Source organism: Vibrio tasmaniensis (assembly GCF_024347635.1).
GTDB classification, from domain to species: Bacteria; Pseudomonadota; Gammaproteobacteria; order Enterobacterales; family Vibrionaceae; genus Vibrio; species Vibrio tasmaniensis.
On sequence record NZ_AP025510.1, the window covers coordinates 2,766,380 to 2,787,051 of the forward strand.

The 20,672-nt window shown below is 44.8% G+C and carries 16 protein-coding genes; 5 read left to right on the forward strand and 11 right to left on the reverse strand.

Annotated features, from left to right (window positions below; genetic code table 11):
• From parE to nudF, 5 genes are all read right to left on the reverse strand, one after another.
• A complete protein-coding gene (gene parE / locus OCV44_RS12340; protein WP_009848965.1) occupies nt 1-1,881 on the reverse strand; it encodes a DNA topoisomerase IV subunit B in 1,881 nt (626 codons plus the stop codon).
• A 239-nt stretch (nt 1,882-2,120) separates the two neighbouring features.
• Complete coding sequence (yqiA, locus tag OCV44_RS12345; protein WP_139683816.1) at nt 2,121-2,726, reverse strand: esterase YqiA; 606 nt, start codon at nt 2,724-2,726, stop codon at nt 2,121-2,123.
• Between the two features lie 15 nt (nt 2,727-2,741).
• Nucleotides 2,742-3,566, reverse strand: coding sequence for a 3',5'-cyclic-AMP phosphodiesterase (cpdA, locus tag OCV44_RS12350; RefSeq protein WP_139683815.1), 825 nt, complete (start codon nt 3,564-3,566; stop codon nt 2,742-2,744).
• Nucleotides 3,567-3,626: 60 nt separating this feature from the next.
• Entirely contained in the window at nt 3,627-4,067 is a 441-nt protein-coding gene (locus tag OCV44_RS12355) for a DUF1249 family protein (RefSeq protein ID WP_139683814.1), read from the reverse strand.
• Between the two features lie 4 nt (nt 4,068-4,071).
• Nucleotides 4,072-4,701: an ADP-ribose diphosphatase gene (nudF, locus tag OCV44_RS12360; RefSeq protein WP_139683813.1), complete on the reverse strand. Its 630-nt coding sequence runs from the start codon at nt 4,699-4,701 to the stop codon at nt 4,072-4,074.
• A gap of 226 nt (nt 4,702-4,927) precedes the next feature.
• On the opposite strand from nudF, the gene tolC reads away from it, so the two are divergent.
• Nucleotides 4,928-6,253 (forward strand): outer membrane channel protein TolC, encoded by a 1,326-nt coding sequence (tolC, locus tag OCV44_RS12365; protein WP_139683812.1) that lies wholly within the window; start codon nt 4,928-4,930, stop codon nt 6,251-6,253.
• Between the two features lie 167 nt (nt 6,254-6,420).
• Here tolC and hldE read toward each other — a convergent pair whose 3' ends face one another.
• The 3 genes from hldE to OCV44_RS12380 all read right to left on the reverse strand — a co-directional run bounded on the left by hldE (nt 6,421) and on the right by OCV44_RS12380 (nt 12,420).
• Entirely contained in the window at nt 6,421-7,851 is a 1,431-nt protein-coding gene (gene hldE / locus OCV44_RS12370) for a bifunctional D-glycero-beta-D-manno-heptose-7-phosphate kinase/D-glycero-beta-D-manno-heptose 1-phosphate adenylyltransferase HldE (RefSeq protein ID WP_086050097.1), read from the reverse strand.
• A 187-nt stretch (nt 7,852-8,038) separates the two neighbouring features.
• Nucleotides 8,039-10,888: a bifunctional [glutamate--ammonia ligase]-adenylyl-L-tyrosine phosphorylase/[glutamate--ammonia-ligase] adenylyltransferase gene (glnE, locus tag OCV44_RS12375; protein WP_139683811.1), complete on the reverse strand. Its 2,850-nt coding sequence runs from the start codon at nt 10,886-10,888 to the stop codon at nt 8,039-8,041.
• 275 nt (nt 10,889-11,163) lie between these two features.
• Nucleotides 11,164-12,420: a methyl-accepting chemotaxis protein gene (locus OCV44_RS12380; RefSeq protein ID WP_139683810.1), complete on the reverse strand. Its 1,257-nt coding sequence runs from the start codon at nt 12,418-12,420 to the stop codon at nt 11,164-11,166.
• Between the two features lie 97 nt (nt 12,421-12,517).
• On the opposite strand from OCV44_RS12380, the gene OCV44_RS12385 reads away from it, so the two are divergent.
• The gene (locus tag OCV44_RS12385) at nt 12,518-13,267 is read left to right on the forward strand and encodes a potassium channel family protein (protein ID WP_139683809.1); all 750 of its coding nucleotides are present in this window, start codon (nt 12,518-12,520) and stop codon (nt 13,265-13,267) included.
• Between the two features lie 39 nt (nt 13,268-13,306).
• Here the strand turns inward: OCV44_RS12385 and OCV44_RS12390 are convergent, their stop codons facing one another.
• The gene (locus OCV44_RS12390; RefSeq protein ID WP_139683808.1) at nt 13,307-14,824 is read right to left on the reverse strand and encodes a CYTH and CHAD domain-containing protein; all 1,518 of its coding nucleotides are present in this window, start codon (nt 14,822-14,824) and stop codon (nt 13,307-13,309) included.
• Nucleotides 14,825-15,031: 207 nt separating this feature from the next.
• On the opposite strand from OCV44_RS12390, the gene OCV44_RS12395 reads away from it, so the two are divergent.
• From OCV44_RS12395 to OCV44_RS12405, 3 genes are all read left to right on the forward strand, one after another.
• Nucleotides 15,032-15,712: a TIGR00153 family protein gene (locus tag OCV44_RS12395; protein ID WP_170213692.1), complete on the forward strand. Its 681-nt coding sequence runs from the start codon at nt 15,032-15,034 to the stop codon at nt 15,710-15,712.
• Between the two features lie 128 nt (nt 15,713-15,840).
• Nucleotides 15,841-17,103: an inorganic phosphate transporter gene (locus tag OCV44_RS12400; RefSeq protein WP_135444471.1), complete on the forward strand. Its 1,263-nt coding sequence runs from the start codon at nt 15,841-15,843 to the stop codon at nt 17,101-17,103.
• Nucleotides 17,104-17,308: 205 nt separating this feature from the next.
• Nucleotides 17,309-17,920: a TIGR04211 family SH3 domain-containing protein gene (locus tag OCV44_RS12405; protein ID WP_086050104.1), complete on the forward strand. Its 612-nt coding sequence runs from the start codon at nt 17,309-17,311 to the stop codon at nt 17,918-17,920.
• Nucleotides 17,921-18,018: 98 nt separating this feature from the next.
• On the opposite strand, the gene OCV44_RS12410 is transcribed toward OCV44_RS12405, so the two are convergent.
• Together OCV44_RS12410 and OCV44_RS12415 are read right to left on the reverse strand one after the other, a co-directional pair.
• Nucleotides 18,019-18,966: a general secretion pathway protein GspB gene (locus OCV44_RS12410; protein ID WP_139683807.1), complete on the reverse strand. Its 948-nt coding sequence runs from the start codon at nt 18,964-18,966 to the stop codon at nt 18,019-18,021.
• Nucleotides 18,966-20,654: an ExeA family protein gene (locus OCV44_RS12415; RefSeq protein WP_211349749.1), complete on the reverse strand. Its 1,689-nt coding sequence runs from the start codon at nt 20,652-20,654 to the stop codon at nt 18,966-18,968. Before OCV44_RS12415 ends, OCV44_RS12410 begins: the two co-directional genes overlap by 1 nt.
• Nucleotides 20,655-20,672 lie beyond the last annotated feature (18 nt).

A 20,672-nucleotide genomic window follows, 5' to 3' on the forward strand; every position in this document is an offset into this window, starting at 1 on the left:
TTATACCTCGGCCATATCACCGTTAGTCTGTAGCCATGTACGGCGATCATCTGCACGTTTTTTACCAAGCAGCATGTCCATCATCTCGTTGGTCGCTTCGTTGTCATCAATCGTTAATTGAACAAGACGACGAGTGTTCGGATCCATGGTGGTTTCACGTAACTGAAGTGGGTTCATTTCACCCAGACCTTTGAATCGTTGCACGTTGATCTTAGCTTTCTTCTGCGACAGTCGCTCAAGCACACCATCTTTCTCTGCGTCATCAAGTGCGTAGAACACTTCTTTACCGCAATCGATACGATACAGAGGGGGCATTGCCACATAGATATGACCCGCTTCAACCAATGCATGGAAATGGCGAGTAAATAGTGCACATAGTAGTGTCGCGATATGAAGACCATCCGAGTCCGCATCGGCAAGGATACAGATCTTACCGTAACGCAGGCCTGACAAGTCATCGTTATCAGGGTCGATACCCAGAGCAACCGAAATATCATGTACTTCTTGTGAAGCCAATACTTGGTCCGCTGACACTTCCCATGTATTTAGGATCTTACCGCGAAGTGGCATAACCGCTTGGAACTCACGATCACGTGCTTGTTTAGCAGAACCACCCGCCGAGTCCCCTTCCACGAAGAAGATTTCGGTACGACTTAAATCTTGAACCGAACAATCGGTTAGCTTACCCGGCAGTGCTGGGCCTGAAGCAATCTTCTTACGCACAACCTTTTTGCTTGCGCGCATGCGACGGTGAGCATTCGCAATACAAGCTTCAGCTAACTGTTCTGCCAGTTGTGGTTTTTCGTTCAACCACAAGCTAAAGGCATCTTTTACCACCCCAGACACAAACGCTGCGGTTTGACGAGAAGAAAGACGTTCTTTTGTTTGACCAGCAAATTGCGGATCTTGCATCTTCACCGATAATACGTACGAACAACGATCGAAAATATCGTCACCCGTTAACTTAACGCCACGCGGTAGAAGGTTACGAAATTCACAGAATTCACGCATTGCATCAAGCAGACCTTGTCGAAGGCCGTTTACGTGTGTACCACCTTGCTTAGTTGGTACTAAGTTCACGTAACTCTCGGTGATCATATCACCGCCTTCTGGCTGCCAAATAATCGCCCAGTTCGCCATTTCTGTTTCAGCAACGAATTCGCCAACATAAGGTTCCTCAGGCAGCAAGGTGTAACCTTTCACACCTTCTGCAAGGTAGTCTTTTAGACCATCTTCATAGAACCATTTATGTTCTTCACCGCCAACCTTGTCGACAAAGGTGATTTCTAAACCAGGGCAAAGTACAGCTTTAGCGCGCAAGTTATTGATAAGACGTAAAACAGAGAACTTAGAGCTATCGAAATATTTTGGATCTGGCCAAAAATGTACCGTCGTACCGGTATTGCGATGACCACAAGTACCTGTAACAGTAAGATCCGTTACGGCATGACCACCTTCAAGGGCAATTTCATGTACCTGACCGTCACGGCGAACCGTCACTTCAACACGTTTTGACAACGCGTTTACCACCGAGATACCTACCCCGTGCAAACCACCTGAAAACTTGTAGTTATTGTTCGAGAACTTACCGCCAGAGTGGAGCTTAGTTAAAATCAGCTCAACACCTGAGATCCCTTTTTCAGGGTGGATATCAACCGGCATACCACGGCCATCATCCGTCACTTCTAACGATTGGTCAGCATGCAACACGACTTTAATCTTCTTAGCGTGTCCCGCTAGTGCTTCATCAACCGAGTTATCAATGACTTCTTGGGCAAGGTGGTTTGGTCTTTCTGTCTCGGTATACATTCCCGGGCGGTGTCGCACGGGGTCGAGACCTTCAAGTACCTCGAGGTCTTTTGCATTATATTGTTCAGTCATAATACGGAGTTTACTCAAAAAGTTTGCGTCAGTTCGCTGGCTCTAGTTTGACTAAAGCGAAATCATTACTATGAACCGTCATAGTAGAGCGAACGAGCGAAGTATTGGGGAATATAGTCTGGAAGCTGAGTAATGATGTCAAGCTAGTTCAAAAACTAAGGCATCAAACTATGATATTTCACCACTGATAGATGAAATAACAGTCAAACAAGAGAAAATTACTTGATTAGTGAAACAGATTAAAGATTCAGGAAGGTGATGATTTGTTGGGGGTAGCGTTCAAAATTAACAAAGCTATGATCCCCCCCCTCTTCTACTGTCTGTACTGCACCTTGGTACTTCTCTACCGCTTGTCGGTAATCCAGAACTTCGTCTTCCGTTTGCTGAAGTAACCAGAAGTCACTCGGCTGATCAATAGCCGGAACCTCTAACGCCTTCAGTTCATTGATATGCTTTGTTTCCAGCACATATCGCTCATCTGTGTATGGATTAACTTGTTCACCTAAATAGTCAGCAAGAAGCTCATACGGCTTAACAGCTGGGTTCACAACCACGGCTTTAAAACCATAATGACTATTCAGCCATGTTGAAAGATAGCCACCCAATGAGCTACCAACCAACGCTATCTGATATTGCTCTTTATATTGCTCCACCAGTTGCTGCAAATAAATGGCAGCTTGCTGAGGAAAACATGGCAATTGAGGTGTCATCACCTTGATATCTGCACGATGCTCCGCGCAATAGTCAGCCATCACCGTTGCTTTGTGAGAACGCGATGAACTGTTGAACCCGTGAATATAGAGAAGCAGTGGAGGCTTAGCGGTTTGCTGTTCAGAATCAAGCATCAATAGCAACCTTCATTAATAACCAGCGGCTTCAAAGTCAGGTAAGAATTGTCCATGAGCTAAGCGGCGAACTTGCGTGCTTACTGATCCATCTTGATGCAACTCAATCTCTCTCCAACCAGGTGACAAAGTATCAACCGCAAAGTCATCTGAGTTAGGCTTGAATTGCACACAAGTCGACGGTGTTGCCATGACTTGTACACCATGGTGCTCTCGATTCATGTCTTGATGAACGTGACCACACAGTACCGCTTTCACATTGGTGTGCTGTTGAACCACTTCCCAGAATTGATCGGCGTCTTTCAGATTATGTTGGTCCAGCCATGCACTGCCAACCAATAGTGGATGGTGGTGCAGCAACACCAAGGTATTACGTTCGGGGAATTCGGCTAGCTTTTGTTCCAACAGATCAAGCTGTTGATCGCTAAGGCGACCATGAGGCACACCAACCACTTGCGAATCTAGCATCACCATCTGCCAATTATTACCTAGCAAGACATGCTCAACGCACTGTATTTGTGGTGATGGTAAAACACTGCCCATATTCGGTTTGAAGTCATGGTTCCCTGGCAACCAGTAACACGGCTTATCCAAAGGCTGAATTCCTGACTCAAATTTTTGGTACGACTCAGCACTGTGATCTTGAGAAATATCACCAGTTGCTAAAATCGCTTGATAGTCAAAGCCCTGACTAACAATGGCATCGACTACAGCACGAAAGCTATCTTGAGTGTTGATGCTTAATAAGCTGCCATTGCTCGGCGCAAATAAATGCGTGTCCGTTAGCTGTACAAGCTTAATACTGCTCTCATCAAATTTTGAAGTGTGTGATAATTCCAAAATAACAAATCCAGATACGTTACTGTTTAAGACTTTAAAAGTGTTTTTAAATCAGCTCAATTAAAAAGAAACTGGAGTTCGGCTGATACCTGTTTTTAAACAAAATGTTAACCACTCCCCAAGAAATTTGTTCAATTGAAATTTCTCATCTTTTTGCAGAAGTTTTGTGTTGGGATAGTCATATTTTGCTTTGACTCGCGAAAAATCCCCGCTAGCGCACACTTCTGCAACTCGAGCGTCGTGATATAGCCTGACAGACATTTTTGGCAAAGGAAACACTGGCATCTCGTCACTCTGACATATATCTATTAATGTGGTGTATTTTGTGACCTCATTCACTGTCAATTGATACACCATATTAACGGCTTGGTAACAGCGAACGTCACCAACCTCATGCCCAACCGGTAACAGAGCATTAAGTTTGGCATAGTTAGTCTCATAAACTCGCATCAATTCAGCCAGATCGACGTGATACGGTTTTTTGACTGCTATATTTGGCATGACGTTAATCTATCCACTCTGACTGTAATTCTTGGTAGTTCAATTGTAGCCACTGCAACGCAATGATCGTGGCGCCATTTTCAAACACACCGTCTTTTACTAACTGATAAGCGGCTTCGCGACTCATCACTTGTACGCGAATATCTTCACCTTCGTAATCCAATCCGTGAACCCCTTTTGCTGTCGTGGCATCAACACAGCCAACAAAGACGTCGAGCCTTTCTGAACAACCGCCGGATGAAGGATAATACGAAGTAATAGGCAATACAGATCCGACTTCAACCCCCGCTTCTTCCATCGCCTCACGACGAGCAACATCTTGTGGTGACTCATCGGTATCAATAATCCCAGCAACAACTTCGTATTGCCATGGGTTCTCATGCTCTAGAGCACCGACCCGGATCTGTTCGACGATCACGACTTCGTCACGTACAGGATCATAAGGTAGCAAAGCGGCAGCATGTCCACGCTCAAACATCTCACGCTCGATTGGTTGGCTCCAACCACCCTCAAACAGTCTATGTTTAAATGTGTATTTAACCATTTTGAAAAAACCACGAAACAGCGTCTCTTTTGAGACTATTTCCACATCTTGCGGAGTAAACTTATGTCGTTGATCATCATACTGTTGCATTTGATACCTCACTAAGTGATCTTATAGTTTACTCATTGTCCGAGTTAACTACCAAGGATAAGGTTCAACTTTTAATATAAAACTTATAATTAAAGTTAAGTTTTAAAAAATAAATATTGCACAAGTGGATAGTTAACTGTAAAAAAGTGCAAAGTTTCGAGTAAATTACCAACAAACTGGGTTAAACTCTTTTAAAGAAAATTCCAATAAAGGCAGGAATAGGAAAATGAAAAAACTGCTTCCACTATTTATCAGTGCAGCAATTGGCAGCCTGAGTTCGTCAGCTTTCGCTGATACGCTAGCTGAGGTTTACGACCAAGCAAAACAGAACGATCCACAACTTCTTCGTTCAGCAGCGAAGCGCGATGCCGCTTTTGAAGCAGTAACGTCAAGCCGTAGCTCTTTGCTACCACAAATCAACCTGAACGCGAACTATGATATCAATCGCGGTGAGCGTGACTACGACGCTACGGGTACTACTGATCTTGACAACAATCAATGGGGCGTAGGTGTCGGCTTCACGCAAGAGCTTTACAAACGCTCTTCTTGGATCACGCTAGATACAGCTGAGAAAACAGCTCGCCAAGCTGATTCTTCATACGCAGCAGAGCAACAAGCTTTGATCCTTCGTGTCGCTACCGCTTACTTCGAAGTACTTCGTGCTCAAGATAGCTTAGAGTTTGTTCGTGCAGAAAAAGCCGCAGTTGCTCGTCAACTGGAACAAACTAAGCAGCGCTTTGAAGTTGGCCTTTCAGCAATCACCGATGTACATGATGCGCAAGCTCAGTACGATGGTGTTTTGGCTGATGAAGTTTTAGCAGAGAACACTCTGATTAATAACTACGAAGGTCTACGTGAGATCACAGGTCAAGAGCACTCTAATCTAAACATCTTAGATACAGACCGTTTCTCAGCAAGCAAGTCTTCTGAATCTGCTGTTGCACTGGTTGAGCAAGCACAAGAGAAAAACCTGAAGCTATTGGCATCACGTATTGATCAAGACATCGCTAAAGACAACATCACACTAGCAAGTTCTGGTCACCTACCTAGCCTAACCTTAGACGGTAACTACTCTATTGCAGATCAGTCAAAAAGCTCTCAAGACTACGATCAAGATAATCTAAACGTCGGCTTAAACTTAGTTGTGCCTCTATACACAGGTGGTAGCACAACTTCTTTGACTAAACAGGCTGAATACAACTATGTTGCAGCAAGTGAAGATCTAGAAGCGACTTACCGTAGCGTTGTGAAAGACGTTCGTGCATTCAACAACAACATCAGTGCTTCAATTGGTGCGCTACGCGCTTACGAACAATCTGTTGTTTCTGCTCAATCGGCTCTAGAAGCTACAGAAGCAGGTTTTGATGTAGGTACTCGTACTATCGTTGACGTACTAGATTCAACTCGTCGCCTATACGATGCCAACAAAAACCTTTCAGATGCTCGTTACAACTACATCCTAAGTGTTCTTCAGCTTCGTCAAGCGGTTGGTACGCTAAGCGAACAAGACATTGTAGATGTAAACGCAGGCCTAAAAGTCGCAAGCAAGTAATGCTTAAATCCTAGTTAAATACTCTAACCAGAGTCTTTAATAAAGTGACTAGATTACCGTTACAAAAATGCCGCTCAATGAGCGGCATTTTTATTATCTATTGAAAGCTAATTCTCAGCCTAACCCAAAGGTTAAGCCCTGAGACGAGAAAGCTAGAAGACGAAGAGTTAGCCTCGACCACCTTGAATCGCTTTAATGATTTCAGTCGTAGAGCAACCATCTTCAAAGTTAAGTACTTTAACTTCACCACCAGCGGCAATCACTTCCGCACCACCAGCAATATCTTCAGGTTTGTAGTCACCACCTTTCACGAGAATGCTTGGAAGAACTTCAGAGATCAAACGTTGCGGTGTATCTTCAGAAAACGGAACAACCCAATCAACCGCACCTAAACCAGCTAGTACCGCCATACGACGATCAGTTGGGTTCACAGGACGACCTGGACCTTTTAAGCGTTTCACTGATTCATCCGTATTCACAGCAACGATCAAACGATCACCTAACTCAGCAGCATGGTTCATGTAAGAGACATGTCCCGCATGCAGGATATCAAAGCAGCCATTAGTCATAACGACTTTCTCGCCTTTCGCACGAGCACGTTTCACCGCTTCAACTAGGGCAGCTTCAGAGATCACACCGTAATCAGTATCTTGGCTACCATGAATCGCTTCCGCTAACTCAATCGTAGACAACGTCGATGTACCTAGCTTGCCGACTACCACGCCAGCTGCAGCATTTGCTAATGCACACGCCTCATCAAGTGGCTTACCTGCAGCAACTGAAGCTGCTAATACTGAAATAACCGTATCACCAGCACCAGTAACGTCATACACTTCTTTCGCTTGGGTCGGTAAGTGGAATGGTTCTACGCCTTTGCGGAGCAATGTCATGCCATGCTCACTGCGAGTCACTAGCAAGGCTTCAAAATCAAACTCTTCGATTAACGCTAGCCCTTTTTCGATCATTTCATCTTCAGACTTAACCTTACCGGCAACCAGCTCAAACTCCGCCATGTTTGGCGTAAGTAATGTCGCCCCACGGTAGCGTTCAAAATCTGCACCTTTAGGATCAATAAACACCGGAACGTTCGCTGCGCGCGCTTTTTGAATAAAGCTCTGCACATGCTCCAAAGCACCTTTCGCATAGTCAGATAAGATTACCGAGCGTACATTAGGAAGCGCTTGCTCCATGCGAGATAAAACAAGTTCAGGATCCGTGTTCTCAAATTTGTCTTCAAAATCAAGACGGATTAACTGCTGTCCACGGCTCATGACACGCAACTTTGTGATGGTCGGGTAATCTTCTAACTCAACAAAATCACACTTAACCTTTAATGCACCCAAGGTATTTTTCAACACCTCAGCAGGCTCATCTTTTCCAGTTAAACCAACGATATGAGCATGACCACCAAGCGAGGCAATATTCATTGCTACGTTGGCAGCACCACCAGGACGCTCTTCGTTATTTTCTACTTTAACAACGGGCACAGGTGCTTCTGGTGAAATACGGCCAGTAGGGCCATACCAGTAACGGTCAAGCATTACATCACCGACAACAAGAACGCCTGATTGGCTGTAGTCAGGTAGAATTGGTTTCATTGTGGATCTCCAAAAATCGAATCTGGCTAGAGTCTAGCACACTGATTACAGTGGCTAAACCATAGAAAAATGAGTGAAAGCCTAACTCGATAGATACTCTAGCAGCTAAGAAGTAGCTAATAAGCAACTAAGAAGTCGATAAGCGATCACTAAATGATAATGACGTAACCGTTAAGAAATAGTTCCGTTACGCTTCCATCCATTGCTTCCATGCCTGAACAACATGTTCCCTTTCCATTTTAAATTTATCAATCGCCACATCCGCATCAAGGTTTAATAGATTGCGGTGATGGATTTCATCTCTTAATGTTGTATAGGCATGAGTTAATGCCATGCCTTGCTGTTCGTCCATAATCCCTTGTGACAACAGGCTTTCAAAGATTCGTACATTGTCACACCAACGAGTCAACTTAGGTTTTTCATTGCTGTATCGAAGTACTAAATACTGCGCCAAAAACTCAATGTCTGTAATACCACCCGCATCTTGTTTCAGCATGAATCTCTCCGCTTTTTTTCCACCGAGGTGCCCGCGCATTTTTTCACGCATATCGACAACGGATTTTTTAAGTACAGCCTCATCTCGTGATAAGCATAGAACTTCATGTCGTGTTTGATTAAACGCAGATGCCAATAAGTCATCGCCATAAATCATACGAGCACGAGTCAAAGCTTGGTGCTCCCAAGTCCACGCATCATTGTGCTGATACTCGTCAAAAGCTTCGGTTGGACTCACCAATAGACCAGAGACACCGGAAGGGCGTAAGCGAGTGTCGACCTCGTACAAAATACCAGAAGCAGTTCTGGTCGAGAATATATGAATAATGCGCTGCGCCAATCTCAGATAAAATTGGCGTCCGTCGATCTCTTTTTTACCATCAGTATAGATGTGTACTGGGCAATCGTGCATGAACACGATATCGAGATCGGAGTTATAGCCAAGCTCCCAACCGCCGACTTTACCGTAACCAACCACGGCGAAACCGCGGCCTTCACGCTCTTTAACGTGGGTGGGTTCCCCAAATTTAGCTGTTACTTGTAACCAAGCTTGATTGATGCCGGCCTCAACAATCGCTTCTGCTAAGTAGGTTAGATGGTCGCTGACCTTCATAACAGGCAAAACGCCCGCAATATCAGCGGCTGCAATTCTCAAGATACAAGTCTGCTTAAACTGACGCAGCCCCTCCATCTGTTGCTCCATATCATCTTCAGGAATACGGGCTAGATAATCACGTAACTCGGTCTTGTAAGACTCTAAAGGCACGGGGTTATAGAGTTGCTGCGGATCAATAAGTTCATCTAACAGAATTGGGTAACGACCCAACTGCTCCGAGATCATCGGGCTCGCTGTACATAAGCGAACGAGTTGAGTGAGGGCAGCGGGGTGCTCATCCAATAGCTCAAGATACGTGGTGCGTGTAACGATTTTTTGCAACAGATGCAGCACTCGAGACAAACCAAATTCAGCATCCTTGGCGGTATAGAGCGCTTGAAACACTTTGGGCATTAATCGATTGAGTACTTCACGTCCACGAGGGCCAAGGGTTTTCTTAGCCAAATCAGCTTTGAATTGGATAATGGTTTTCGCCGCTTGCTGCGGGTTAGCAATCGCGATGTCATGCTCTAGAACCTGCTCAATCACATCTTGCTTATGAGCCATATCCCACAACTCACTAAAGTGACTCGCGATTGGGTTAGCATCATCTTCATCAACCCCAATTAGGTCTTCGAATACGGTGTGAACATTCGCCATATGAGCACGTGTCGCATCAATCAAACCATCCCAATCTGCAAACTGCATGGCGACAGCAAGTTGCAACTGTTCGAAATCGCCATCAGGTAAGGTTTGAGTTTGCTTGTCTGCCATCGCTTGTAATAGGTTCTCAAGGCGGCGTAAAAACAGGTATGCCTCACGTAAGTGACCGACTTCTTCTGCTTCTAATAAATGAAGAGATTCAATCGCACTTAGCGTCTCCAACAAACCTCGACCACGAAGGCTCGGTTCACGTCCACCACGAATCAGTTGAAAGACTTGAGCAATAAACTCGACTTCACGAATACCACCAGAGCCAAGCTTAATGTTGTTTGATAAGCCACGACGTCGCACTTCGCTACTGATCATCGACTTCATTCGACGCAAAGATTGAATGGCACTGAAATCAATATAACGACGAAAAACAAACGGACGCAGCATCTGACGGAGCTCTTGGTATTCAGGGTACATTTCGCTGCCCATCACTCGCGCTTTAACCATTGCGTAGCGTTCCCAGTCACGGCCTTGTTCTTGGTAATAGTCTTCAAGAGCAGCATAGCTCATAACCAAAGGACCGCTCTCCCCGAATGGACGCAGGCGCATGTCGACTCGATAACAGAATCCGTCAAAGGTTTGCTGATCAAGCGCCTTGATAATACGTTGCCCCAAACGCGTGAAGAACTGCGCGTTAGCGATACTTCTTCTTGCTCCTTGGGTTTCGCCATTTTCTGGGTAGGTGAAAATCAGATCGATATCGGAAGAGAAATTCAGCTCACCGCCACCTAGTTTGCCCATGCCGATGATCAACATAGGCTGCGCTTCACCTTGCTCGTTACAAGGAGTGCCCCACTCTTTACAACAAATATCGTACTGCCATTGATAGGTCTCGAAGATCATCGCCTCTGCCAGCATCGACAAATGACTTAAGCTCTGTTCTAGATCCCATGAGCCCATAAAGTCACGCCAAGCAATGTAGGTCATCTCTCGATTACGAAATTTGCGCAGTACACGTTGGCCGCTCATCTCATCAGCACAACCCGAAAGTAACTCGGCCAAACGCTCGCGATACCCTTCCGCACGTTCTTCGCATGCCAACATCTCAGGTAAGTCACCACATAAAACCGTGTCACGCTGCAGGCAATCGCCAATAAAACAGCTTAAACCGAGTACACGTTTAAGATCTTCAGTCAGTGGCTCAGACCAAGTATTGATGGCTTCACTTTGATGCTCTAATAATTGCTCAAAAGCAGACTGGGAATGAGTGATGAGTTGAGAAGGCAATGGCATGTTTCTTCCTTGTTTAAGCTGCGCGCCGAACAATCGATTTATCGATTCAGTTCTTAAATAACGAGTTTTCATAACTAATGATTAGTTATACCAAAGTTCTGCCAATAAAAAACGCCCACATTAGCAATGTGGACGTTTTATCAGTGAACTTATCAAGTTGAGCTTTTATCTCTAATAACCAGTCTCCGAGGCCAAGCCTCTAGCCTCTAGCCTCTAGCCTCTACGAATAGGCCTTTAGATCTTACAAACTAGAGCTCAAGACCGAGAACTGGGAATTAAACCTTAAACTGCTTAATCTTACCGTCTAGCTCTTGCGCGTTGCTTTCCATGATCTCAGAAGTCTCGAGAAGCTCACCCACCACCACGACGGAAGCTTCAACAAGCTCACGAACATTGGTTAGGTTGATACTCATCTCTTCAGCAACAGTGCTCTGTTGACCCGCAGCTGTAGCTATCTGGAAGTTCATATCATTGATTTGGTTTACCTGGCTTACGATGCCATCAAGCTCAGAACCAGCGTTAGTCACTAGGTCTACGCCTTCAGCGGCTTCAACAACACTCTTTTCCATCAGCTCTACTGCCGAGTTAGCACTGCTTTGTAGGTGGCTGATCATATCTTGAATTTCTACGGTCGCTTGTTGAGTGCGTTGCGCAAGGTTACGAACCTCATCGGCAACCACCGCAAAACCACGTCCCGCTTCACCGGCACGCGCGGCTTCAATCGCTGCGTTCAACGCTAATAGGTTGGTTTGCTCTGAAATACCTTGGATAGTACCAACGACACTGCCAATCGAGTCTACGCGTTCTTCTACTTGGTTTACCGCTGCTGCAGAGGCTGCGATGTCCGAAGACAACTCACTCATCTTAGAAACAGAACCTTGAACGAACTTCTGACCGGTCAGAGCTTGACCTGATGCTTGCTCAGTAAGAGAAGAAGCACTTTGCGCATGCTCGGCCACGGTTTGCACGGTAGACGTCATCTCGCTCATCGCTGTCGCTAGCTGATCAATCTCGTTGAACTCTTCTTGAGCGGAGTCTTTGGTTTCTGACATGCTGATGGTCATCACTTCCGTCAGAGCAAACAACTCATCAGAAGAGGCCACCTGAGTTTTGATCATGTCATTCAACTGGACTCGCGTTTTTTCGAGTTCTCGTGCCACATCACCGTATTCATCTTTACAATCCATATGAATAGGCACTGATAGGTTCTTATCGGCCATGGTTTTAATGGCGTCATTGAGGTATTGAGTTTGGCGAAGCATAACGCGCGCCGCGGCTAATAGAAGAACCACAAACACAATGATCATCACGGCTGTTTGCCAAGCCACTTGAACTAAGTAAGTCTCGTAATGCTGCTGTGCAACTTGCGCATTGTTGGTAACTGCAAGTAATGAATCGTAAAACGCACTTGCGTCCCATAGCTGCTTCGAAATAATCAAGATAGTGCTGAAAACCATCAGCATGATCATTTTAGGAACGAGACGGATGTCTGAGATAATCCTTTCCCACGGCTTGAATGACAGTTTAGTCATTGTCAGTTCTCCATTAACTCTTATATATTGATGGCTTCTATATCCGCGAGATGGCTATGTCAGTCAAAGTTCGCGATTTATTTTGAGCCTCGTATGAATGTTAAATAGTATCAAAGACGCCACTAAGCCGATGAGCTTATTATCACTGATTCTCTCTTTCTTAGCGTTATTTGTGATCTCAGGCCTATTGTTTGCACCGATTGATAAAGAATCGAAACAAGTTCTTATCGGCCTAGACTTTATAATCTGTAGTGTTTTTCTTTTTCAGCTCACTATTGATCTATTCAGATCACAGAATAAGAAAGAATATCTAAAAGTACACTGGATCGATTTCTTGGCAAGCATCCCTATGGTCGAGCCACTTCGATTCGCTCGCATTTTTCAGATCTTGCGCGTGATTCTCGTTCTTCGGTCAGGAAAACGTGTTTTCAGAGAGCTGTTTCGCAATCGAAAAGAAACCACACTCGCCTCAATTATTTTGCTATTGGTTATTCTCCTGACCATAGGTGCAGGAACAATACTGTTGCTAGAGCACAAGGATCCCAATGCCAACATTACCACTGGCCAAGATGCTTTATGGTGGGCTTTCGTAACGATTAGTACCGTGGGGTACGGCGATCATTATCCAGTAACGAGTTCAGGCAAGTTGGTCGCTTCTCTGGTGATCATTTGTGGGGTGGGGGTTTTTGGTATGATTTCAGGGTTGATTACTTCTTTGATCACTTCCCCAACTCGCCATGACAATCAACGAGCAGAAGACAAAGAGAAGCACCTTGAGAAGATCATCGAGCAACAACAGCAAATTATCGAACGACTAGAAAAGCTGGAACAACAAACAAAAAAATAGGGCCGAAGCCCTATTTTCAATTTGATGTTGTTATGAAACTCAGTCTTGCCAATACGGCTCAACTTCTACGCTTATTTGGCGTGTCTGTTCCATCGCGTGCAGAATAGATACCTCTTGACGAGCTAACCAACGCTCAAGCTGAACCTTCTCATCGCCTTCTAACTTCTCCGTCAAAGGCTCTAGTGTTTTAAGTGCCAGCAAATCATCAATACCTTGCACCATATCAGCCCATGGCAAGCGGAAACTGTTTCGTTCATCGTCATCATACAAACTCGCGAAACCGACACCAGAATATAGATTTCGCATCAAACGGTATTGCTGCTCAATATACGCTTGGCTGGTCATTACGCGTTCCGGTGGAAAAGCTTCCATCAAGTCGGCCCATGTACGATCGAGTTGCTGCACGGAAAACCATTCGATACCACGAGACATTTGCTCACGCGCTTTTTCATCTAAGAATGGCTGCCAACCACGAGATAAGATCCAGCGACTCAGATCTAGCAACAAACCAGTATAACGAGCAGAGCTCAACAAGGTCAGCAGCTCTTCGCGATCGGGAAGTTGCTCTTGCATCTCTTTAAGTTCAGCGACCAAGAACTTACGCGCATCCAGTTTTCGCAGCACGTGGCCTTTATCTTCGAGCAAGTCTTCGAAATGGTCATAGCTTTTCAGCCAGTCGAGCTCTTGCTCAAGCCACTTAAGCTCTTGGCGTAAAATAGCACTCGCACGTCTTGGGACAATACCGCCATAAATAGTGAAGGTTTGACGAATGAAACTCAGCGAGTGACTGATTTCATGTAACGCTTCAATTGATTGGCGCTCAGTAAAGATCTGCTCGTGATAATGCCAATGAGCGAGAGCATGCTCTAAAGATTGAATGAAACACGATTCAACGGTATCACTTTTGTCAGTATCAACTAAAGTCAAAGGAGTGACTTCATCTCCTTGATAACCTTGAGCAAGGCGGTAACCCTTAGCCGCTTTGCTTAGGTTACCTAAACGCATGCCGCCTTGTTCACAGAATTGACGAGACAGGGTAAACAGAGCATCCGTTTGACCCGATTTAAGCTCTAGTTCGACTTCGCAAATAGGCTCTTGCAGTTCGCCTGCTTCAACAAAACCTTGATCGAATGCGACCTCGACTTGACTGCCATCAGGCATACCAATCAACCATTGCTCACGAGTGAAGTTGGTAGAAAATAGAGGAGTCAGCTCCGCTTGCAATATTTCGATGTCTTTACCTGCTGGCCAGATATCCTCTGGATGCAGAGCTAGCTTAGGTTCGTTGCTGTCGTGTTCTGCATTGTATTCAGGCCTTTGATGCAAGCCAGCAACCACACGACCAGCCGTCTTTACGGTTTGTACAAATACGTCATCAAAGCGTCGAATGCGCAAGCCAGTATCGTGCTTGCGTAGCCAGTTATCGGGGGTGTCAAAGTAGATGTTACCTAGCTCACGACAACTGTGCTGAAGTACTTTAGTTTCAGCAATTTTATTGCGTAAAGTCTCTGAAAAATCAGGAGAAACAAAAAACTTCAGTTCTATCTCGGTTTCCATAGTTATACCTTTCTGTGAAGATAGGGACAGGATATTGCCAATTTGAAAAGTCAGCAAGTCAGAAATATCGCCCTTATGATGATCTAAAACAGTTTTAATGAGACATTGATTAGGTTAACATGCGCGACTTTGTAGCCATCGCTTAACATTTCACCATGAATATGGTGTATGTTGTTTTAAGGTTATTATTTATTAGGTTGGATGACCATGCCAGTAAATACAATTATGGGGTTATTTGCAAAGTCCCCAATTAAACCTTTGCAGCGTCACGTAGTATGCGTGAACGAATGTTGTTCTCACCTAGTTAATTTCTTTGAAGTTTCTTCAAAAGGTGACTGGGAAAAAGCATCAGAAATTCGAGCTCAAATTTCTCACCTTGAGAAAGAAGCTGACGTACTAAAACGTGAAATTCGCCTTAAACTTCCTCGCGGTTTGTTTATGCCAGTTGATCGCACCGATATGTTGGAGCTATTAACTCAACAAGACAAACTCGCAAACCTAGCGAAAGACATTGCTGGCCGTGTATATGGTCGTCAACTTGTCATTCCTGCTCCTATGCAAGAAAACTTCATCGCTTACGTTAAACGTTGTCTAGATGCAGCGAACCAAGCACAAAACGTAATCAATGAATTAGACGAATTACTTGAAACTGGCTTTAAAGGCCGTGAAGTAACACTCGTTGCTGAAATGATTCATCAATTAGATGTAATTGAAGATGACACGGATGCGATGCAGATCGAACTACGCCAACAACTAATGGCGATTGAAGAAGGTCTGAATCCAGTTGATATCATGTTCTTATACAAAATTCTTGAATGGGTTGGTGGTATTGCAGATCAAGCACAGCGTGTAGGCGCTCGTCTTGAAGTAATGCTTTCTCGATCTTAAATCATACGTTAACTATATAACGAAGAGCATTTTTTGAACAAACCACTTATGCGCTGAGTATTTCTCTCGCTGAGCGGTTTTTTGCGTCTAAATTTGTTCCGCTTGTTATCAAACAACTAGGTATTACGATGGATATCCTTGCTAACTACGGCACTGTCCTGATTATTGTTGCAGCAGCTTTCGGTTTCTTGATGGCTATTGGTATTGGTGCAAATGACGTTGCGAACGCAATGGGCACTTCAGTAGGCTCTAAAGCTCTAACCGTTAAACAAGCGATCATTATCGCAATGATCTTTGAATTCGCAGGTGCTTACCTTGCGGGCGGCGAAGTAACAGACACGATCCGTAAAGGTGTTATCGAAACATCTCTGTTTGCAGATCAACCTGACGTACTTGTGTACGGTATGATGTCTGCACTACTCGCTGCTGGCACATGGCTACTTCTAGCTTCATACATGGGCTGGCCAGTATCAACGACTCACTCAATCATCGGTGCAATCATCGGTTTTGCTTGTGTGTCTGTGGGTACTGAAGCTGTAGATTGGAACAGTGTTCAAGGCATTGTGGGAAGTTGGATTGTCACGCCGTTGATTTCCGGTATCTTCGCCTATCTCATATTTGTCAGTGCCCAACGACTGATATTCGATACAGAAAACCCGCTATTCAATGCGAAGCGTTTTGTACCGGTATACATGTTCATTACGACAATGGTCATTGCACTTGTAACGATCAAGAAAGGTCTTAAGCACGTTGGCCTTCACCTTAGCGGTACTGAAGCATGGTTATGGGCTGCAGGTGTTTCTGCTGTCGTCATGGTTGGCGGTTACTTATACATTCAGAAGAAGTTTGCTAACCGCGAAGAAGACCACGGTTTTACTGGCGTAGAAGGTATCTTCAGCGTACTAATGGTTATCACGGCTTGTGCAATGGCATTCGCACACGGTTCAAACGATGTTGCCAACGCGATTGGTCCACTATCAGCGGTTGTTTCAACGGTTGAGCACATGGGCGAAATCTCAGGCAAGAGCACTATCGCATGGTGGATTCTTCCACTAGGTGGTATTGGTATCGTTGTTGGTCTTGCAACAATGGGCCATAAAGTAATGGCAACTGTTGGTACTGGTATTACAGAACTAACACCTAGCCGTGGCTTTGCTGCACAACTTGCAACAGCATGTACGGTTGTACTTGCTTCAGGTACTGGCCTTCCGATTTCAACCACGCAAACATTGGTTGGTGCGGTTTTGGGTGTAGGTTTTGCTCGTGGTATCGCAGCTCTAAACCTAGGCGTTGTGCGTAACATCGTAGCTTCTTGGATTGTGACGTTACCTGCAGGTGCTCTACTTGCTGTTGTATTCTTCTACGCAATTCAGGCTATGTTTACTATGTAATAGCCCTGACGTTAGTTATTATTAGCGTCAGAAAACGGTGAGCTTCAGTAAAGATATGTAAATACCATGTCATTATTGACTCAAACGCACAGAAAGGGAGGCTTTGCCTCCCTTCTTTGTTGCACCATATAAAAAAACTAAATATTATTTGCTGATTGAGGCTGACTCATACGCCTACCCAATTTGAATCGTTAAAGGATTTACTGTGAAAAAACTGATTAGCTTAGTTTTGTTCGCAATGCTTGCGGCTCCAGCTGCCTTTGCTCAAGACCGTTATATTGCTGACAAACTATTTACTTATATGCACTCTGGCCCAAACAATACTTTCCGTATCATAGGTAGTATTGATGCCGGTGAGAAAATCACCTACCTGCAAACTAACAAGAGCACGGGTTACACTCAGGTTCAAGATAGCCGAGGACGCAAAGGTTGGGTTGAGAGTAAGTTCGTAAGCACAAAAGAAAGTATGGCACTGCGCATGCCTAAGCTAGAGAAAGAACTCTCTGAAGTAAAAGGCAAACTGGCGAATGCTCGCCAAAGTGCTGATAGCGAAAAAGCAGGTCTCGCAAGCTCTCTAGACTCTCGTAACAAGCAGATTGCTGAACTAGAGCAGAACTACAGTGAGATTAGCCAACAGCTAACGAGCTCTCAAACAGAGAACCGTGAACTCCGTGCTAAGCTAGATACTCAAAAAGATGACTTACTATTGAAGTACTTCATGTACGGTGGTGGTGTTGCTGGTATTGGTCTACTTCTTGGCCTTGTTCTGCCACACATCATGCCTCGTCGCAGAAAGTCACCAAACGGCTGGGCGTAAGCCTCGCATTTGGTACAGTAGATTCAGTATCGAATACCAAAAAGGAGCACCGAGGTGCTCCTTTTTATTTGTCTTCATCTAGAGCCCTTTAGAACTCATTAGCCTTTCCACTCGTATAAAGCTGGGATTTCTATCTTCTGCTGATTGAATTCAATGATTACCGATTGTGGCTTAATCTCAAGCAACTGAATACCCCGCTCGATCCACTCCCCTTGAGCGACTTCGTGGCCATTCACTTTGACCCAACGCTTAGTTTCACTACTCGAGTACATATGAGTTTGTAGGTCTAACTTAGGTAATACACCCGACAGTCTATTACCATGTGTTTCTAAACCTATGATCTGAGAATCCATACTCCCCACAGGTCTAGAATCCATCGGTTCGGGTGAGACCGGTTGCTCTCCCATCATTGATTCAAGTTTCAATGCTAAATCGGGTGGTAACTCGGTGAGGTCTAACCCTTTCAGTAAATCACGGTCCGATTGTAGAATACCATTATCATTATTCGTTCCAGGTTGAACTAATGGTTCGACAGATGACGGTTCAAAATTCGTTGCTGCTTGATTACTATTATCTACATTTGCCACGATCGCTTTTGAGCCACTAGCGATATCATCGATGTCGGTGCCCATATTTACATGAATTTCTTGGCGCGGTAGTGCTTTCAAAAGTTGGCTTACCGGTGCCGAGCGAACAGAGAATAATACTTCATCGTCTGCATCCACTAACACAGCATCCACACTGGCTATGTCAGCACCAGCAATTTGAGGATCAAGGTCTGATTGAAACTTTGATTCTGACAGAGCGACTTCGGTAACTTGGACTTGGCTAGCCGAATTTATCTGCTGTTGAGTATACGACTGATAAGCCAGAAGGCCGCTCACCAACAAAGAAGGCACTAAGACAAGGAGTAGCCCCATTGCTAACGATGAACCTCGTTTGCTGCTAATCCCTCTAGCAGAACTAGGCTCGTGATGATTTTGGTAGCCTTTGAAGCTAGGTTTATTATTAGAAGACTGTTTAAGCTGGTGCATAATACGTGACATTAGCTTTCGCCTCCTTCTAGCGACATCAACTGAGGCGAGTCGAGTTGAGCTAATCTCTGCAGTCTTGCTAAGGTGCGCTTACCTGCAATGCCATCAACAGACATACCCTGCCAAGTTTGAAACGCTTCGATTTTCATTTTCAATTCATAGTCAAAGACATCACTGCCCGATACGTCTTCACCCAAGACTTCAGAAAGCAATAGATCAAGTAAAGCAACCGCCTCACCTTGATAGCCCTCTTTTAAGGTCTCTCTTAGCGGCTGTTTCCAAATCGCGACATAATCACCTTGCCAAATTTGCGTTAAGGTACGCTTAGGCATCACCAATAGCTTTTCGTTGACGAGGAGCTCAACAGATTCCTCAGACGCGCCATAAAGTACAGCAAACACAGGTTCTTGCGCTAATTCCAGATTAAGAACCACGGGAACTCCAAGCTCTATCAAATATTCTAAATTGGCTTGATGTTGCTCACATACAAATACACTTTGTTGTTCACTCAAACATAGCCAATCACGAAGCGAGGATTCATATCCCCAAAGCGTGTAAAGATCCCTAATTGCAAGCGTTTGGTTATTTCCTTGCTTCAAGTGCTTCTGAACATCTTGTGGTAGTGCAAATTTCGAAGCCTTGAGCTCTTGAGCCGATATAGGTGTATCAACCAGTGTCGGAGTTTCAGCCACAAATGAGCGTTGAGTATGCGCCGCGACTTCCGTTTTAACTTCACTGGAAGTATCCGCAGTCACCCATGAACTAATATAGGCAGGGGCGAAGTTAAAGGTCGCGATTGCAAGGCCGACACTTAATGTGGCAATCCCCGCGTATTGGAGTAATTTTGGGGCTACATGAGTAGCACGAGTTTTCTCGACGTGATACACATCAGCCTGAAAGGCCATGATCTGCTGACAAGCTCGGTTAACCGTTTCATTACTCGGTGATTTATCACCATCATGGAAAGCCAATTGCAGCGCTTTATCACACACCAAGTTAATGAGCCTCGGAATACCATGGGTATATTGGGCGATAAGCTTGATTGAACGATTCGAAAACAACATCTGCTCACCACCCGCAGTTTCCAAACGAAACGCGATGTACTGACCAGCTTCTTCGATATTAAGAGGCAGTAAGTGATAGCGACCTGTAATCCGCTGCGCAAGTTGACGTAACTGTGTGGTTTGTAAGTGTTGCTGTAATTCAGGTTGGCCAACCAACAGCACCTTTAACAGCTTACGACTGTCGGTTTCCAAGTTTGTTAGAAGGCGTAACTGCTCCAACACATCGGCAGCAAGATGTTGGGCTTCATCGATCACCAATAGGGTTTGAATGCCTTCAGCATGGCTATCAAGTAGAAAATAATGAATGGCCTGACTCAGCTGTTTCAACGATGCTTGTTCAGGGTACTCAACCTCAAACTCATCACAAATCGCTTCCAGTAAATCAGTATTGGAAAACGTAGGGTTAAGTATAAGGCCAGCTTGAGTCTGATTATCGAGTGATGACAACATCGCTTTGGCGACCGTTGTTTTTCCTGTACCGACTTCACCAGTAAGCATCGCGAAGCCCCCTCCTTCGCCTAATCCGGCTTGTAGGTTCTGCATCGCTTCTTGGTGACGCTGACTCAAAAACAAATAGCGAGAATTTGGTACAATCGAAAATGGCATCTCAACGAAGCCAAAATATTCCTTATACATGTGCTGCCCTATAATTAC

Excerpts from the sequence above, each read along its gene's own strand:
- OCV44_RS12415 (WP_211349749.1), bottom strand. The coding sequence starts at position 20,654 with ATGTATAAGGAATATTTTGGCTTCGTTGAGATGCCATTTTCGATTGTA.
- OCV44_RS12410 (WP_139683807.1), bottom strand. The coding sequence starts at position 18,966 with ATGTCACGTATTATGCACCAGCTTAAACAGTCTTCTAATAATAAACCT.
- OCV44_RS12400 (WP_135444471.1), top strand. The coding sequence starts at position 15,841 with ATGGATATCCTTGCTAACTACGGCACTGTCCTGATTATTGTTGCAGCA.
- OCV44_RS12380 (WP_139683810.1), bottom strand. The coding sequence starts at position 12,420 with ATGACTAAACTGTCATTCAAGCCGTGGGAAAGGATTATCTCAGACATC.
- parE (WP_009848965.1), bottom strand. The coding sequence starts at position 1,881 with ATGACTGAACAATATAATGCAAAAGACCTCGAGGTACTTGAAGGTCTC.
- nudF (WP_139683813.1), bottom strand. The coding sequence starts at position 4,701 with ATGCAACAGTATGATGATCAACGACATAAGTTTACTCCGCAAGATGTG.
- OCV44_RS12355 (WP_139683814.1), bottom strand. The coding sequence starts at position 4,067 with ATGCCAAATATAGCAGTCAAAAAACCGTATCACGTCGATCTGGCTGAA.
- hldE (WP_086050097.1), bottom strand. The coding sequence starts at position 7,851 with ATGAAACCAATTCTACCTGACTACAGCCAATCAGGCGTTCTTGTTGTC.
- yqiA (WP_139683816.1), bottom strand. The coding sequence starts at position 2,726 with ATGCTTGATTCTGAACAGCAAACCGCTAAGCCTCCACTGCTTCTCTAT.
- OCV44_RS12395 (WP_170213692.1), top strand. The coding sequence starts at position 15,032 with ATGCCAGTAAATACAATTATGGGGTTATTTGCAAAGTCCCCAATTAAA.
- OCV44_RS12390 (WP_139683808.1), bottom strand. The coding sequence starts at position 14,824 with ATGGAAACCGAGATAGAACTGAAGTTTTTTGTTTCTCCTGATTTTTCA.
- glnE (WP_139683811.1), bottom strand. The coding sequence starts at position 10,888 with ATGCCATTGCCTTCTCAACTCATCACTCATTCCCAGTCTGCTTTTGAG.
- OCV44_RS12385 (WP_139683809.1), top strand. The coding sequence starts at position 12,518 with ATGTTAAATAGTATCAAAGACGCCACTAAGCCGATGAGCTTATTATCA.
- tolC (WP_139683812.1), top strand. The coding sequence starts at position 4,928 with ATGAAAAAACTGCTTCCACTATTTATCAGTGCAGCAATTGGCAGCCTG.